This window comes from Streptomyces sp. NPDC057287 (assembly GCF_042667905.1).
In the GTDB taxonomy this organism is placed as follows: Bacteria; Actinomycetota; Actinomycetes; order Streptomycetales; family Streptomycetaceae; genus Streptomyces.
Genome location: NZ_JBHUYV010000014.1, coordinates 76,028 through 91,055, shown reverse-complemented (window position 1 = coordinate 91,055; position 15,028 = coordinate 76,028). Strand labels below are relative to the sequence as shown.

Sequence of the window (15,028 nt, the reverse complement as noted above, 5' to 3'; positions counted from 1 at the left end):
CTGCCCGAGTTCGCGTTTGACGTCGTAGGGGGCATGGCCGCGTCCTCCTTCCTGGTGACATGGTCGTAGGGAGACTGCTCCGGGTGGGAGCCCTACTCCCGCTGCGCCGTGCTGTTCGCGCCGTCCACCGCCTCGCGGACGATGTCCGCGTGCCCGGTGTGCTGAGCCGTCTCCTGGAGGAGGTGCAGCAGGACCCTGCGTACCTCCCAGTGGTGCACGACGCCGGGTTCCCAGGGGGTCTCGGGGAGAGGGACCTCGGAGTTCGGATCCGCCTTCGCTGCGGCCTCGTCGGTTGCGCGGGCCGCTTCCTCGTACGCGATACGCAGGCCGGCGGCCGTGGCACCCTCCGGCGCGTTGTACTGGCCCATGTCCCACATGCCCTCCGGGGTCCCGGTGGCGGCGGTGAGGATGTGCGTCCAGACCCGTTCGCCCAGGGTGAGGTGGTTCAGGATGCCGCCGAGGGGACGCCCAGCTCACCGTGGAGCGCTCGGTGAGCTGGGCGTCCGTGGCGTTCCGCACGGTGATGAGGAGGAGTTTCCGCGCCTCGCGCAGAGAGTGCAGGATGCCTTCGGTCTCTGGTGTCATGAGGAGAGGCCAGGGATCGATCAGGTCGGAATCCGGCCTAATCGCGCTTCACGGGACGGGCCGTCGCCAGCGCGGTCACGGCCAGCAGGCCCGCGCTGATCACCAGGCTCAACCGGAGCCCGGCCTCGAAGCCGTCCGCGACCAGCGCGCCGAAGGCCGCCACTCCCAGGCCGCCGGACACCTGACGGGCGGCGTTGAGCACGCCCGCGGCGACTCCCGCGCGATCGGCCGGCACCGTGTCCATCATGAGCGCGGTCAGAGGCGGAAGCGCCAGGCCCGCGCCCGCGGACAGCGGTACCAGCATGACCGCCGTCAGCATCAGGGGCGTGTCGGTGCCCACGAACAGGAGGAGCAGCAGGCCGCCCACGGAGATCACCTGGCCCGCCAGCATCGGCCGTCTCGGCCCGTAGCGGTTCGCCAGCCGGCCCGACAGCACGTTCACCGCCACCACCGTGGCGGTCATCGGCAGGAACATCAGGCCCGCGGTGAGCGCGGACTGTTCGCGCACCTGCTGGAAGAAGAGGCTGAAGACGAAGAGCATGCCGTAGAAGGCGACGCTGATCGCCGAACCGGCCCCCACCGCGACCGCGACGGCCCGGTTGCCGAAGAGGCTGAGCGGGACCACAGGATGCGGATGCCGCGACTCGATCCGGACGAACGCGGCCAGTGCCACCACTGCCACGCCGAGCGCCAGGAGGGCGGGCTTCCCCTCCTCGATCACCGCGAACGCCAGTCCGGCGAGGGCGAGTACGGCGGTCACCTGGCCGGCCAGGTCGAGCGGTGCGGCGCGGCGCTCCGAAGGGGAGGCGCGGAAGGCGAGGCCCAGGGCGAGCAGGCCCAGCGGCACATTGATGAGGAAGACGGCCCGCCAGTCCCAGGCGGTGGTCAGGGCCCCGCCCACGACCGGGCCCAGCGCCGATGCCGTCGTGCCGCCCGCCGCCCAGAACGACACGGCGCGCCGGCGTCGTGCGGGGTCGGCGTAGGCCTGGCGCACCAGGGCGAGGGTGGTCGGCAGCACGACGGCGGCGGCGGCCCCCTGCGCCACGCGGAACGCGATCAGGGTGGTGAGGCCCGGAGCCAGGGCGCAGGCCACGGAGGCCAGGACGAACAGGGAGATCCCGATGACGTACGCCCGGCTCGCGCCGATCCGGTCGGAGAACGCGCCGGTCGACAGCAGTAGCGCGGCGAAGGTCACGGTGTAGGCGTCGACCACCCACTGCAGTCCCGACATCCCGGCGCCGAGGGACGAACCCATCGAGGGGAGCGCCACGTTCACCACGGAGGCGTCCAGCAGGATCAGTGCGAAGCCGAGCATCGACGCGGCGAGCATGAGGGCGGGGGAGGAAGCCGGCTCCGTGGTGCGCCGACGGGCAGGCGGCTCGGGGGCCGGGGTGAGAACAGGGGCGGGAACTGCTTCTTCTGTTGCCATGACCCCAGCCTGGCGACCGCGCAGCATCTAGAGTAGTGGCCTGAATGCCATACCCCCGGAGGTTCTGGCCATGCCGTCCGCGCACCGCGTCGCCGTCGTCGCGACTCCGCCCGTGTCCATGTTCAATCTCGCCATCCCGGACATGCTGTTCGGCAAGGTCCTGATCGACGGACGACCCGGGTACGTGACGGAGTTCTGCACCGCGGACCCGGGCCCGGTCCGCACCAGCAACGGACTCGACGTACACGTCTCGGGCGGGCTGGACGTGATCAAGGGTGCCGACACCGTGATCGTCGCCGGTGCGGGATCGCGGGAGGAGACCGATCCCCGCATCCTCGCCGCCCTGCGTGAGGCGGCGGCCGAAGGCAAGCGCATCGCGTCCATCTGCACCGGCGCCTTCGCCCTCGCCGAAGCGGGACTGCTCGACGGCCGTGCCGCCACGACCTACTGGAGGTACACGGGAGAGCTCGGCGACCGCTACCCCGCGATCGACCTGCAGAAGGACGTCCTCTTCGTCCAGGACGGCCCCGTCCTGACGTCGTCGGGATACGCGGCAGGGATCGACCTCTGCCTCCACGTCATCCGCGGCGACCACGGAGCCGCCGTCGCGAACCACGTGGCGCGGCTGGCTCTGGTCGCCCCCGTGCGCCCGGGCGGGCAGACCCAGTTCACCGACACTCCGCTGCCGCCCGAGCGGGGCGTCTCCTTCGCCGTCACCCGGGCCTGGGCGGCGCAGCACCTCGACGAGCCGCTGACGCTCACCGACCTGGCGAGGAACGCCGGGGTGTCGATCCGGACGCTCTCGCGCCGCTTCCACGCCGAGACGGGCCTCAGCCCGCTCCAGTGGCTCCTCCACCAGCGCATCGAGCGCGCACGCGAGCTTCTGGAGACCACGGTCCTCTCCATGGACCAGGTCGCCCGCGCCAGTGGCCTCGGTTCGGCGGACTCGATGCGCCAGCACATCCAGCGCCGCCTCGGGGTGACCCCGAGCGCCTACCGCACCTCCTTCAGCAGGGTGGCGGCCGCACCCTCCCTCCCGCGAGCACAGGTCTGAGGTCTGTGGGGCCCTCCGGGAATCACCAGGTCGGACCCTGTGTTGAATCGGCGGCGGAGGCTCCCTCCGCACCGGGAACGGCAGAGCTGGAGAGTAGAAGAGTCATGCGCGTCGAGATATGGAGCGACATCGCCTGCCCGTGGTGCTATGTCGGAAAGGCCCGCTTCGAGAAGGGGCTTGCCGCGTTCGCCCACCGCGACGAGATCGAGGTCGTCCACCGCTCCTTCGAGCTCGACCCGGGCCGGGCCAAGGGCGACACCGAGCAGGTCGTCGACATGCTGGCGCAGAAGTACGGGCGCACCCCCGAGGAGGCCAGGGGCATGGAGGCGAACGTCGCGGCGAACGCGCAGGCCGAAGGGCTTGGCTACCGCACCGAGGGGCGCGATCACGGCAACACCTTCGACATCCACCGGCTGCTCCACCTCGCCAAGGCCCGCGGACGCCAGGACGAGCTGCTGGCCCGCGTCTACCGGGCGAACTTCGCCGAGGAGCGCTCGGTCTTCGACGACGCGGTACTGGCCGACCTGGCCGTCGAGGCGGGACTCGACGCCGACGAGGCGCGTGCGGTGCTGGCCGACCCCGACGCGTACGCCGACGACGTGCGGGCCGATGAGCGCGAGGCCGCCGAGCTGGGCTCCAACGCCGTGCCGTTCTTCGTGCTCGACCGGCGCTACGGCATCTCCGGCGGACAGCCCGCGGAGGTCTTCGTGCAGGCGTTGGAGCAGGCGTGGAAGGACCGGCAGGTCACCGGGCTGACCCAGGTCGGCGGGGAGGCCGCGGCGTGCGACACCGACGGGTCCTGCGAAGTGCCGCAGCAGGAAGTGTCCGACCAGCGCGTATAAGGATGCCTTGGCCGCGCCGCTCGGATCCGCGTGATTGACGTGGAGTTGAGCGGCCGTCAGGCTGGCCCGCATGGAGACTTCTGCGATCGACCAGGTCACGGCCACCGAGTTCGCATCCGAAACCACCTATCTCAACACCTCGACCTGCGGACTGCTGCCCCGTCGCGCCGTCGAGGCCGTACAGAAGCTGGCCGGTGACAGTGCTGTGGGCATTCGGGGCGGTGTGGGCAGCTTCGACTCGGTGGACGCCGCCCGCGCCGGCTTCGCCCGGATCGCCGGTGTCGGGCCGGCCCGGGTGGCCGTGGGGGGCTCCGTCGCCGCCCATGTCGGTATCGTCGCGGCATCCCTCCCGTCGGGCGCCGAAGTCCTGGCGCCCACGGGGGAGTTCAGCTCCGTGGTCAGCCCTTTCGCTGTGCGCGGTGATCTCAGGATGCGCTACGTCCCGCTGGCCGAACTGGCCGACGCCGTGCGGCCCGGGACCGCGCTCGTCGCCTTCTCGGCGGTCCAGTCGGCCGACGGCCGGGTCGCCGACGTGGACGCGGTCCGCGCGGCCGCGGCCGCGCACGGGGCCCGGACGATGCTCGACGCCAGCCAGTCGGCCGGATGGCTGCCGCTGGACGCCGGTGCCTACGACTACACGGTCACCGGCGGGTACAAGTTCCTGATGTGCCCCCGGGGTTCGTCGTTCCTCACGGTGACCGAGGAGGCGCAGAAGACCCTGCCGTCGCTCTACGCGGGCTGGGTCGCGGCCGAGGACCGCTGGAACAGCACGTACGGGCCGGTCGAGAGGCTCGCCGCGGACGCCCGCCGTTTCGACGAGCCGGTCGCGTTCCTCGCCTACCACGGGGCCGAGCAGTCCCTGGACCTGCTGGCCGGGGTCGGGGTGGACGCCGTGCACGCCCATGCCACCGGACTCGCGGCACGCTTCCGGACGGGCCTGGCGTCGATCGGCCACGAGGCGGTGCCCGGAACCTCCGCGATCGTCGCCGTACCCGGCCTGGGCGGCCGGGAGCCCGACCTGGCCGCGGCCGGGGTGATGGTCTCCGCCCGCGCGGGCAATCTCCGGGCGGCCTTCCACCTGTACAACACCGGGGCCGACGTGGACCGCGCCCTGGACGTGCTGTCCGGCTGAGCCCGGCCCCGGGGTGCGGCGCGTAGGGGTCTTCGGCCCCGCGCAGCGCGCGGTGGTCCTGGGGCGCAGCGCGCAGTGGCCCCCGCCCCGGGTCACGGAGCGGAGCAGTCCCCGGCCTCCCGGCACAGGTTCTCCTCCACCTTGGCGAGCAGCCGGGTCAGCTCCGCGCGCTCCGCCGGTCCCAGCCCGGCGAGGGTGTGCTCCTCCAGGCCCGACCAGGCGTCGCGCACCTCGGCATGCAGGGCGCGGCTCTTCTCCGTTGCCTCGACCAGCACGGCCCGGCGGTCGTCCGGGTCGGGGCGGCGGCGCACGTGGCCGGACTGTTCGAGCCGCTGGAGCATCTTGGTGACGGTGGACGGGTCGAGGTCCATGGCCTTGATCAGCTCGGCCTGGCGTACCCCTCCGGTGTCCCACAGGTGCATCAGCAGGAACTCCTGCCCCGGATAGAGCCCCAGCCTCTTCAGCAGCCGGCCCGCCGTGTACCGGTGCAGTCTGGCGACCCGCGAGACGGCATGGCTGACCGGGCCGCCGAGGGCCGCGCTCGGCAGCCCCCCGGCGCAGGCGGGGTCGGCGTGGGCGCTGGTGTCGGCGTTCATCGTGGCTCCTCGGGGCTGTGCCGCCGCCCGGTGCGGGGCCGCGTTCATGACGTGCTCGTGAACTTTACCTTGGTCGGCCAATTAATAGGTTACAGTGGCCCGGCAGTCGATTACTTGGCCGACCATATAAAGCCCCGGAGGCTCTCATGACCACCGTGTTCGACCCCATAGATCTCGCCGGCGCGCAGCTCTCCAACCGCATAGCCCTCGCTCCGATGACCCGCAGCCGGGCCGGTGCGGGAGGTACGGCCACCGATCTCACCGTCGAGTACTACACCCAGCGCGCCTCGGCCGGGCTGCTCATCACCGAGGGCATCCAGCCGTCCGTGGTGGGCCAGGGATACCCGTCCACCCCGGGTCTGCACAGCGCCGAGCAGGTCACCTCCTGGCGCAAGGTCACCGACGCCGTGCACGCGGCCGGCGGCCGGATCTTCGCCCAGATCATGCACGCGGGCCGGATCGGCCACCCCGTCCTGCTGCCGGACGGGCTGACCCCGGTGGCGCCCTCTCCGGTCGCGGCCCCCGGCCAGGTCTACACCCACGTGGGGCCGAAGGACTTCGTGGAGCCGCACGAGCTGACCGACGCCGAGATCCGCGAGACCGTCCGTGACTTCGCCGCCGCCTCCCGCAACGCGGTGGAGGCAGGCTTCGACGGCGTCGAACTGCACGGTGCCAACGGCTACCTGATCCAGCAGTTCCTGGCGCCCAACACCAACCTGCGCACCGACGAGTGGGGCGGCTCCGACCAGGCCCGCATCCGCTTCGCGGTCGAGGTGGTCAAGGCGGTCGTCGCAGAGATCGGCGCCGAGCGCACCGCGCTGCGGATCTCGCCCGGGAACCCGTACAACGGCATCGAGGAGCCCGAGCCCGACGCGGTCTACACCGCGCTCGTCACGGAGCTGGAACCGCTCGGGCTGGCCTACCTGCACGTGCTGGAGCAGGCCGACACCCGGGAGCTGACGCTCGCCCTGCGCAAGCGGTTCACCGGGACCCTGGTCATCAACGTGTTCTCGGACGGGCCGACCGGCCCGGAGCACCACACGGTGATCGACGACGGGATCGCCGACATCATCGCCTACGGCGCGCTGTTCCTCGCCAACCCGGACCTGCCGGCCCGGCTGAAGGCCGGAGGGCCGTTCAACACTCCCGACCCGTCCACCTTCTTCGGCGGGGACGCGAAGGGGTACACCGACTACCCGGCGCTGACGGCCTGAGGCCGCCCGCGGGCCGTGTGTCCGCCCCGGGGTGCCCGGGGCGGACAGGGTCCGGAAAACAGTAGTCATGGACATAATGTCTATGTACTCTATTTGTCATGAGCAAGAGTGCGCCGGGGCCCACACCCGGCAACCTGGTGTGGCGGCTCGCCAACAAGTGGCGCGTCGCCGTCGACCGCGCGCTGGCCCCGCTGGGCCTCACCCACGCGCAGTACGCCCTGGTCGCGTCGCTGTACGGCATGCGGCGCACCGGAGAGCGGCCCAGCCAGCGCCGGCTCGCCGACCACACCGGCCTGGAGGCGCTGTACGTCTCGAAGCTCGCGCGCGCCCTGGAGACGGCCGGCCTGGTCGAGCGCACCCGCGATCCGCGCGACCCGCGTGCCGTGCAGCTCGCCCTCACCGAGCAGGGCCAGGTCGTCACGGAGCAGGCCATCGGCGTGGTCCAGCAGCTCCTCCAGCAGCTGCTGGAGCCGCTCGGCGGCCTCGACAGCCCGCGGGCGCTCGTGTTCACCGACGAGCTGACGACCCTGCTCGACGTACCTCTCGCTCCGTCCGCACCGACCGACGAGACCACTCAGGGGACGACACCATGACCGCCACCGCATCCACACCCGCCGACGCCCGCACCCTCGGCCTGGCCCACTACGCCGCCCGCGGCGTCCTGGAGCACGTCCTGACCCGGCACGGCGCCACGTTCCTGCAGCAGATCACCCTGCGGGCGGCCGTCACGGCGGAGGTCGCGCCGACGCCGGACGACCTCGTCACCCAGGTCCGGGGCACCCTCAAGGCCGCTCCCGCCGACATCCGCGTCACCCTCGACGAACTCCTGGCCAAGGGGCTGCTCGTCGAGGACGGGGCGCACCTCCGCCCCTCGGACGCGGGGCGCGAGCTGCTCGCCGTCGTCGCCGCGGAGACGGCCCCTGCCTCCGCCCGCATCTGGGGCGGGATCCCGGCCGAGGACCTGGCCGCGGCCGGCCGCGTCCTCGCCCTGGTCACCAGGCGCGCCGAAGCGGAGCTCGCGGCACTGTCGGCCTGACGGCCCGGACGTCCTTCGGCGGTGACCGGCCGAAGGACGTCCGGCCGCGGGACCGGAGATCTCCGGCGGCACGCGCGGTGGCGCCCGTGGGAAACTCCGGCTGTGAACGACATGACGACGCACGGCATACGGATCAGGCCGGGTGGTCCGGCCGACGCACCGGCCATCCTGGGCATGCTCGACTCCGCGGTGGCATGGATGAACGCCCGCGGCAACACCGAACAGTGGGGCACGGTCCCGTATTCGCAGACGTCCGGCGGCGTCGCGCGCGTCGAGCGCTACACCACCGAGAACGCGCCGTACGTCGCCGAGCTCGACGGCACGCCCGTGGGGGCGATGGTGCTCGACCACGGGCCCAGCCCGCAGATGCCGATCGCGGCGGCCGGGGAACCGGAGCGGTACGTACGCATGCTGGTCTCCGACCGGAAGCACGCAGGCCGGGGCATCGGCGCGGCCCTGCTGGCCCACGCCGCGGACGAGGCCCGGCGGGCCGGAGTCGACCTGCTGCGGGTCGACTGCTGGGCGGGCGGCGGAGGGGAACTGGTCGCGTTCTACGAGCGCAACGGATTCGCCCCCACGGACCCCTTCCTCTCCGGTACCTGGCCCGGACAGGTGCTGGCCCGCCGGGTCGGCTGAGACCCGGCCCTCCCGCCCTGCCCCGCAGGGACCCCCGGGCCCTGCGTCGGCCCCCGGGCCCTACGCGGACTCGCGGCGCACCAGCTCCGTGGGGAGTATGACCGCGGCCGGGTCCTCCCCGCCGATCTGCGCCAGCAGCACCCGCACCATCTCGGCGCTGATCCGGTCCCACGGCTGGCGGACCGTCGTCAGCTCGGGACGCGCCGCGAGCGCGGCGGGGGAGTCGTCGAACCCGCCGACCGCGATGTCCTGCGGCACGCGGCGCCCCGCACGCTCCAGCGTGCTCAGCACCCCCTGCGCCATCAGGTCCGACGCGACGAAGACCGCGTCCACATCGGGCGCCCGTTCCAGCAGCAGCGAGGCCGCGGCCTCACCGCCGGCCCGGCTGTAGTCGCCCGGCACGATCAGGGACTCGTCGACGGGCAGCCCGCACTCGGTGAGCGTCTCGCGGTAGCCCGCCAGCCGGTCCACACCGCCCGGGGTGTCGAGCGGCCCGGTGACCGTGGCGATCCTGCGGCGCCCCGACTCGTGCAGGAAGCGCACCATGTCGCGGGCCCCGTTGCGGTCGTCCGCCGCCACGTAGCTGACCCGCGACCCCTGCCCGAGCGGCTTCCCGCAGGCCACCAGTGGTACGCCGGCCTCGTGCAGCTGGGCGGCGACCGGGTCGCCGGAGTGGCTGGAGACCAGCAGCACCCCGTCGACGTGCCCGGCGATGTAGCGCATGTTGCGGCGGCGCTCCGCCTCCGTGCCCGCGATCATCAGCAGCAGCGGGATGTCGTGCGCGGCGAGCGCGGTGGTGCAGCCGCGCAGCAGCACGTTGAAGTTCGGGTCCTCGAAGAAGCGCTCCTGCGGTTCGGTCAGCAGGAACGCCACCGAGTCGGAGCGTCCGGTGATCAGGGAGCGGGCGTGCCGGTTCACGGTGTAGCCGGTCCGGCGGATGGCGGACTGAACCGCTTCGGACGCGGCCGGGCTGACGTTGTGACCGCCGTTGAGCACCCGGGAGACGGTGCCCCGGGAGACGCCGGCCTCCCGGGCGACGTCGTGGATCGTCGGCGGCCGGGGGCGTCCCGTGCCGTTCTGTTCTGTGCGGCTCATGGTGCTGATCTTTCATGAAGAGGTGCCCTGTTGAGGAGCTGTCAGGACTTTACGGCGCCGGAGAGCAGGTCGAGGCTCCAGAACCGCTGGATCACCAGGAACAGGGCGATCAGCGGGATGATCGCCAGCAGGGCGCCGGTGATGACCAGCGTGTAGAGCGCCGGAGTGGTCGCACCCTGCTGCAGCAGCGTGTAGAGCCCCAGGGTGACCGGGAACTTCTCGTCGTCGCCGAGCATGATGTAGGGCAGCAGGAAGTTGTTCCAGACCGCCACGAACTGGAACAGGAAGACCGTCACCAGCCCCGGCAGCATCATCGGCAGCGCGATGGTCCGGAAGATCCGCCACTCGCCGCCACCGTCCATCCGCCCGGCCTCGATCACATCGGCCGGCACGGCGGCCGCCGCGTAGATCCGGGCGAGGTAGACGCCGTACGGGGACAGGATCAGCGGCAGCAGCACCGAGAGGTAGGAGTCGGTCATGTCCGCCTCGGCCAGCAGCAGGTACTGCGGCACGGCGAGGATCACCGGGGGCATCAGCACCCCGGCGAGCAGGATGTTGAAGACCGTCTCCTTCCCGCGGAAGCGGTAGACGGCCAGCGCGTACCCCGAGACGGCCGACACAGCGGTGGACAGCAGGGCGCCGACCCCCGCGTAGAAGGCCGAGTTGGCCATCCACTTCCAGTAGACCCCGTCGCGGTACTCCGTGAGGTCGGCGACGTTGTCGGTGAATCCGGAGCCCGGCAGGAAGGTGAAGGTGGAGAACAGCTCGCTGCCGGACTTCGTCGAGGCGACCAGGACCCAGGCCACGGGCAGCAGGCAGTACAGGGCGCCGAGCAGCAGCGCGGCGGTCGGGACGAGCGGGAAGCGCCGGCGGCCGGCGGCGGGGGGCTGGGTGCTCATCGGGAGTCTCCCTGCTTCGTACGGGAGTTGGCCGCCTTGAGGAAGCCGAAGGACAGGGCGAGGGTGGCCAGGGCGATGATGACCGCCTGGGCGGCCGCCGCGTGGATGTCGTTGTTGACGAAGGCGTCCTGGTAGACCTTCATCAGCGGACTCCAGGTGGTGGAGAGGGAGTTCGTCAGCGGCTTCAGGGTGGTGGGCTCGCTGAAGACCTGGAGCGTCGCGATGATCGAGAAGAAGAAGGTCAGGATCAGGGAGGGCGCCACCATCGGGATCTTGATCCGCAGCGCGATCTGGAACTGCGAGCAGCCGTCCAGCCGTGCGGCCTCGAAGATCTCGGCGGGTATCGCCCGCAGCGACGTGTAGATCACGATCATGTTGAAGCCGGTGCCGCCCCACACCGCGATGTTCGCCAGCGACAGGTAGAGCGGCCCCCCGTCCAGCAGGTCGGGCCGGGGAAGCCCCGTCGCGTCGAGCAGGTAGAGGAAGGGGCTGACGTCCGGCAGGTACAGGAAGCCCCACATCAGCGCGGCGATGACTCCGGGGATCGCGTACGGCAGGAAGATCGCCAGCCGGGTGAAACCACGGACCCGGAGCCGGTCGGTGTCCAGGAGCAGGGCGAAGAGCAGGGCGAGACCGAGCATCACCGGGACGACGATCGCGCCGTAGCCGAGGATGCGCAGCGCTCCCTGGAGCAGCTCCGAGTCGGAGAGCGCGTCGGTGTAGTTGGCCGGGCCGGCCCAGATCTCCTCCCGGGCGCCCTTGCCGAGGCCGAGCCCTCTGACCTCGGTCCTGCGGAAGCTGAGGTACACGGCGTAGCCGATGGGCAGGGCGAAGAAGAGCAGGAACAGGAGGGCGGCGGGGACCAGGAAGACGTACGGGGCGCTCCTTGCCCCGTACGCCTTCCCGCGGGGTGCGCGTGTCACTCGGAGACTCCGAAGCCCTGCTTCTTCAGGTCCGCGACGGTGGCGTCCTGCATGGCGGTCAGCGCGGTACCGAAGTCCGACCTGTTCTTGGCGGCCGCGGCGAAGTTGTCCTTGAAGGCGCTGTACGCGACGTTGACGTTCGGGCCCCAGGCCGCGGGGGCGGTGCCCCGGGCGATCTTGGCGGCCTCGGTGTAGAAGGCCGGCTGGTCGGAGAAGTAGTCCGGAGCCTCGGAGAGCGCGCCACCGGTCTGGGCGGCGGTCGCGGCGGGGTAGATGCCGCTCTCCTTCACCAGCGCGGCGAGCGCCGCCGGGTCCGTGTTCAGCCACTTCGCGAAGGTCGCGGCGGCCTTCTTGTTCTTGGAGTCGTTGGTGACGGCCGTGGAGGAGCCGCCCCAGCTGCCGGTGACGTTCTCACCCGCGTTCCACTGGGGGAGCGGGGCCATCGCCCACTTGCCCTTCGTGTCGGGCGCGGCGGTGGTCAGGGTCCCGGGGGCCCAGACTGCACTGACCCAGGCGACCTGCTTGCCGGTGTTGAGGGCCTTGTTCCAGGCGGGGGTGTACATCGGCTGGTTGTCGATGACGCCCTCCTTCACCAGGCCGCCCCAGAAGTCCGCGACCTTCTGCGTGGCCGGGTCGTCGATCGCGACCTTCCACTTGTCGCCGCCCGTGGTCCACCACTGCGCGCCCGCCTGCTGGGCGAGGCCGGCGAAGAGACCCGAGTCGTTGGACGAGAAGGTGGTCAGGTCCTTGTCCGGCGCCTTCTTCTTCAGCGCGCGGGCGGTCCCGGCGAACTCGTCCCAGGTGGTGGGCACCTTCAGGCCGTACTGCTCGAAGAGGTCCTGGCGGTAGTAGAACATCAGCGGGCCGGAGTCCTGCGGCAGCGCGTACAGGGCGTCCGAACCGAGCGTGGCCTGCTGCCAGATCCCGTCGGCGAAGTCGCCCTTCGCGTCTCCCGCCTCCTCGGATATGTCGGCGAGGACGTCGTTGGAGACGAGGGTGGGGAGCGCCTGGTACTCGGCCTGGACCAGGTCGGGGGCCTTGTGGGCCTTCGCCGCCGTGATGATCTTGGTGACCAGGTCGTCGCCCGACGCCTGCTTCTTGACCGTGACGGTGATGCCGGCCTCCTTGCCCGGCCCCTTGTTCCAGATATCCGCGACCTTGTCCAGGCCGGGCGCCCAGGCCCAGTAGGTGAGCGACGCGGGCCCGGAGGAGGCCGGCTCGTCCTCGCCGTCGTCCGAGCCGCACCCGGAGAGCAGGGCGGTGGCGGCGAGAGCGGCGGCGGTGGTCACCGCGACGGTGCGGTATTTCATGGTTTCTCCCCTGACGAGACCGGCGAGCGCATCGGCGAGGTGGCCGAGAGAGGCGCTGTGAGCGTTCACAGTAGAGAAACCAATCCGACACTTGTCAATGGTTGTTGCTGTGCGGTTATGTTGGCCCTGCGCCGCCGAGAGTGTGTGTGCACGTTCCCAGAAGTTGTCCCAAAGAGCCAGGAGCTGTCCATGCCGCACTCAGAATCCGCTCCGTATCCGGTCGGCCTGCACAAGCTGGCGTTCGGCGGCGACTACAACCCCGAGCAGTGGCCCGAAGAGGTCTGGCACGAGGACGTGCGCCTGATGCGGGAAGCGGGCGTGACCATGGTCAGCGTCGGGATCTTCTCCTGGGCGCTGCTGGAACCGGAGCCGGGCACCTACGACTTCGGCTGGCTCGACCGCCTCCTGGACCTGCTGCACGTCAACGGCGTCCGCGCCGACCTCGGCACCCCCACCGTCGCCCCGCCCGCCTGGTTCTACCGCGCCCACCCCGAGGCCCTGCCCCTCAGCAGGGACGGGGTCCGGTACGCCTTCGGAGCACGCGGCGCCATCTGCCACAGCTCGGCCCCCTACCGCGCGGCGGCGGCGAACATCACCGAGCAGCTCGCCCGCCGCTACGGGAGCCATCCCGCCCTCGCGATGTGGCACGTCCACAACGAGTACGGAGTCCCGGTCAGCGCCTGCTACTGCGACAACTGCGGCGCCCACTTCCGCCGCTGGCTCACCGCCCGGCACGGCTCGGTCGACGCGGTCAACGAGGCCTGGGGCACCGCCTTCTGGGGCCAGCGCTACCGCGGCCTCGACGACATCGACCCGCCCCGGACCACCCCGACCGTCGGCAACCCCGCCCAGCAGCTGGACTACGCCCGCTTCGCGGACGCCACCATGCGGGAGAACTTCACCGCCGAACGCGACATCCTGCACCGCCTCGCCCCCGGCGTCCCCGTCACCACCAACTTCATGACGGCCCTCAGCCAGTGCGAGTCCGTCGACTACTGGGCCTGGGGCCGCGAGGTCGACCTCGTCACCAACGACCACTACCTGATCACCGACGGCCGCCGCACCCACGTCAACCTCGCCATGGCCGCCGACCTCACCCGCTCGGTCGCGGGCGGCGCCCCCTGGCTGCTGCTGGAGCACTCCACCAGCGGCGTCAACTGGCAGCCCCGCAACCCCGCCAAGCGCCCCGGTGAGATGGCCCGCAACAGCCTCGCCCACGTCGCCCGGGGATCGGAGGGTGCGATGTTCTTCCAGTGGCGGCAGTCCCGGCGCGGCGCCGAGAAGTTCCACTCGGCGATGGTCCCGCACGCCGGCACCGACTCCCGGATCTGGCGCGAGGTGAGCGCGCTCGGCGCCGGCCTCGGTCTGCTGGAGGGCATCCGGTCCACCCGGACCGTTCCGGACGTGGCGATGGTCTGGGACTGGGAGTCCTGGTGGGCACAGCGCCTGGAGTGGCGCCCGAGCGAGGAGCACGACGCCCGCGAGCGCGCCGACACCTTCTACGCCTCGCTCTGGGACCGCCACCTCACCGTCGACTTCGCCCACCCCGACGCCGACCTCTCCGGCTACCCTCTGGTCGTCGTCCCCGCCCTCTACCTGGCGACCGAGGAGACCGGCCGCAACCTGCGCCGGTACGTCGAGGAGGGCGGCACCCTCGTCGTCTCGTACTTCTCCGGAATCGTCGACACCGACGACGCCGTGCACCCCGGTGCCTACCCCGGCGCCCTGAGGGACGTACTCGGCCTGACGGTCGAGGAGTTCGCCCCGCTCGGCGAGGGCGGCACCGTCCGCCTGACCACCCCCGAGGGCGCCCCCGAAGGCCCCGAGCTGACCGGTGACGTCTGGTCGGACGTGGTGGTCCCGCGCGGCGCCGAGACCGTCTGGTCGTACGCCGACGGCATTCCGGCCGGGCGGTCCGCCGTCACCCGCAACCGGCTCGGCGAGGGCACCGCCTGGTACATCTCCACCCGGCTCTCCGGCGCCGGCCTGGACGCCGTCCTGGACCGCGCCGCCGCGGACGCGGGCATCGCCCCCCGCACCGGCCTCCCGCACGACGTCGAGGTCGTACGCCGCACCGGGGAGACCGGCAGCTACCTCTTCGTCATCAACCACACCGATGGAGACGCCGGAGTGGCACTGGACAGCCCCGGCACCGAACTCCTCACCGGCGAGCCCGCCGTGGACAAGCTCGCCGTTCCGGCGGGCGCGGTCCGCGTCGTACGGCTCGACGGCTGAGGCGCACACCCACAGGGAATCCCGCACAACTGTCGAAGGGAC

15 protein-coding genes are annotated in these 15,028 nt (G+C 71.6%); 8 read left to right on the top strand and 7 right to left on the bottom strand.

Annotated features, from left to right (window positions below; genetic code table 11):
• Positions 1 to 92: 92 nt before the first annotated feature.
• Entirely contained in the window at positions 93 to 410 is a 318-nt protein-coding gene (locus tag ACFUNE_RS25640) for a DUF664 domain-containing protein (RefSeq protein WP_383572944.1), read from the bottom strand.
• 212 nt (positions 411 to 622) lie between these two features.
• Complete coding sequence (locus ACFUNE_RS25635) at positions 623 to 2,014, bottom strand: MFS transporter (RefSeq protein WP_383572551.1); 1,392 nt, start codon at positions 2,012 to 2,014, stop codon at positions 623 to 625.
• Between the two features lie 70 nt (positions 2,015 to 2,084).
• Here ACFUNE_RS25635 and ACFUNE_RS25630 point away from each other — a divergent pair, with 70 nt between their 5' ends.
• The 3 genes from ACFUNE_RS25630 (at position 2,085) to ACFUNE_RS25620 (ending at position 5,042) form a co-directional block, all read left to right on the top strand.
• Positions 2,085 to 3,068, top strand: a complete 984-nt coding sequence (locus tag ACFUNE_RS25630; protein WP_383572548.1) for a GlxA family transcriptional regulator — start codon at positions 2,085 to 2,087, stop codon at positions 3,066 to 3,068.
• Between the two features lie 104 nt (positions 3,069 to 3,172).
• The gene (locus ACFUNE_RS25625) at positions 3,173 to 3,910 is read left to right on the top strand and encodes a DsbA family oxidoreductase (protein WP_383572545.1); all 738 of its coding nucleotides are present in this window, start codon (positions 3,173 to 3,175) and stop codon (positions 3,908 to 3,910) included.
• A 70-nt stretch (positions 3,911 to 3,980) separates the two neighbouring features.
• On the top strand, positions 3,981 to 5,042 hold the full coding sequence (locus ACFUNE_RS25620) for an aminotransferase class V-fold PLP-dependent enzyme (RefSeq protein WP_383572542.1): 1,062 nt from the start codon (positions 3,981 to 3,983) through the stop codon (positions 5,040 to 5,042).
• A gap of 92 nt (positions 5,043 to 5,134) precedes the next feature.
• Here the strand turns inward: ACFUNE_RS25620 and ACFUNE_RS25615 are convergent, their stop codons facing one another.
• Positions 5,135 to 5,638 (bottom strand): MarR family winged helix-turn-helix transcriptional regulator, encoded by a 504-nt coding sequence (locus tag ACFUNE_RS25615; protein WP_383572539.1) that lies wholly within the window; start codon positions 5,636 to 5,638, stop codon positions 5,135 to 5,137.
• A 146-nt stretch (positions 5,639 to 5,784) separates the two neighbouring features.
• On the opposite strand from ACFUNE_RS25615, the gene ACFUNE_RS25610 reads away from it, so the two are divergent.
• The 4 genes from ACFUNE_RS25610 (at position 5,785) to ACFUNE_RS25595 (ending at position 8,524) form a co-directional block, all read left to right on the top strand.
• On the top strand, positions 5,785 to 6,852 hold the full coding sequence (locus ACFUNE_RS25610; protein ID WP_383572536.1) for an alkene reductase: 1,068 nt from the start codon (positions 5,785 to 5,787) through the stop codon (positions 6,850 to 6,852).
• 98 nt (positions 6,853 to 6,950) lie between these two features.
• The gene (locus ACFUNE_RS25605) at positions 6,951 to 7,445 is read left to right on the top strand and encodes a MarR family winged helix-turn-helix transcriptional regulator (protein WP_383572533.1); all 495 of its coding nucleotides are present in this window, start codon (positions 6,951 to 6,953) and stop codon (positions 7,443 to 7,445) included.
• Positions 7,442 to 7,888, top strand: a complete 447-nt coding sequence (locus tag ACFUNE_RS25600; protein WP_383572530.1) for a MarR family transcriptional regulator — start codon at positions 7,442 to 7,444, stop codon at positions 7,886 to 7,888. The genes ACFUNE_RS25605 and ACFUNE_RS25600 overlap by 4 nt, the downstream gene beginning before the upstream one ends.
• A gap of 111 nt (positions 7,889 to 7,999) precedes the next feature.
• Entirely contained in the window at positions 8,000 to 8,524 is a 525-nt protein-coding gene (locus ACFUNE_RS25595) for a GNAT family N-acetyltransferase (RefSeq protein ID WP_383572941.1), read from the top strand.
• A 60-nt stretch (positions 8,525 to 8,584) separates the two neighbouring features.
• Here the strand turns inward: ACFUNE_RS25595 and ACFUNE_RS25590 are convergent, their stop codons facing one another.
• From ACFUNE_RS25590 to ACFUNE_RS25575, 4 genes are read right to left on the bottom strand one after another with little or no spacing between them, the layout of a single operon-like run.
• Positions 8,585 to 9,619: a LacI family DNA-binding transcriptional regulator gene (locus ACFUNE_RS25590; RefSeq protein WP_383572527.1), complete on the bottom strand. Its 1,035-nt coding sequence runs from the start codon at positions 9,617 to 9,619 to the stop codon at positions 8,585 to 8,587.
• A gap of 41 nt (positions 9,620 to 9,660) precedes the next feature.
• Positions 9,661 to 10,518 carry a carbohydrate ABC transporter permease gene (locus ACFUNE_RS25585; protein ID WP_383572524.1) on the bottom strand — a complete coding sequence of 286 codons (858 nt, stop codon included), beginning with the start codon at positions 10,516 to 10,518 and terminating at the stop codon, positions 9,661 to 9,663.
• Positions 10,515 to 11,441 carry a carbohydrate ABC transporter permease gene (locus ACFUNE_RS25580; RefSeq protein ID WP_383572521.1) on the bottom strand — a complete coding sequence of 309 codons (927 nt, stop codon included), beginning with the start codon at positions 11,439 to 11,441 and terminating at the stop codon, positions 10,515 to 10,517. The genes ACFUNE_RS25585 and ACFUNE_RS25580 overlap by 4 nt, the downstream gene beginning before the upstream one ends.
• Positions 11,438 to 12,751: an ABC transporter substrate-binding protein gene (locus ACFUNE_RS25575; protein ID WP_383572518.1), complete on the bottom strand. Its 1,314-nt coding sequence runs from the start codon at positions 12,749 to 12,751 to the stop codon at positions 11,438 to 11,440. The genes ACFUNE_RS25580 and ACFUNE_RS25575 overlap by 4 nt, the downstream gene beginning before the upstream one ends.
• Before the next feature lie 189 nt (positions 12,752 to 12,940).
• Between ACFUNE_RS25575 and ACFUNE_RS25570 the strand changes: the two genes are divergently transcribed.
• Positions 12,941 to 14,986 carry a beta-galactosidase gene (locus tag ACFUNE_RS25570; RefSeq protein ID WP_383572515.1) on the top strand — a complete coding sequence of 682 codons (2,046 nt, stop codon included), beginning with the start codon at positions 12,941 to 12,943 and terminating at the stop codon, positions 14,984 to 14,986.
• Positions 14,987 to 15,028 lie beyond the last annotated feature (42 nt).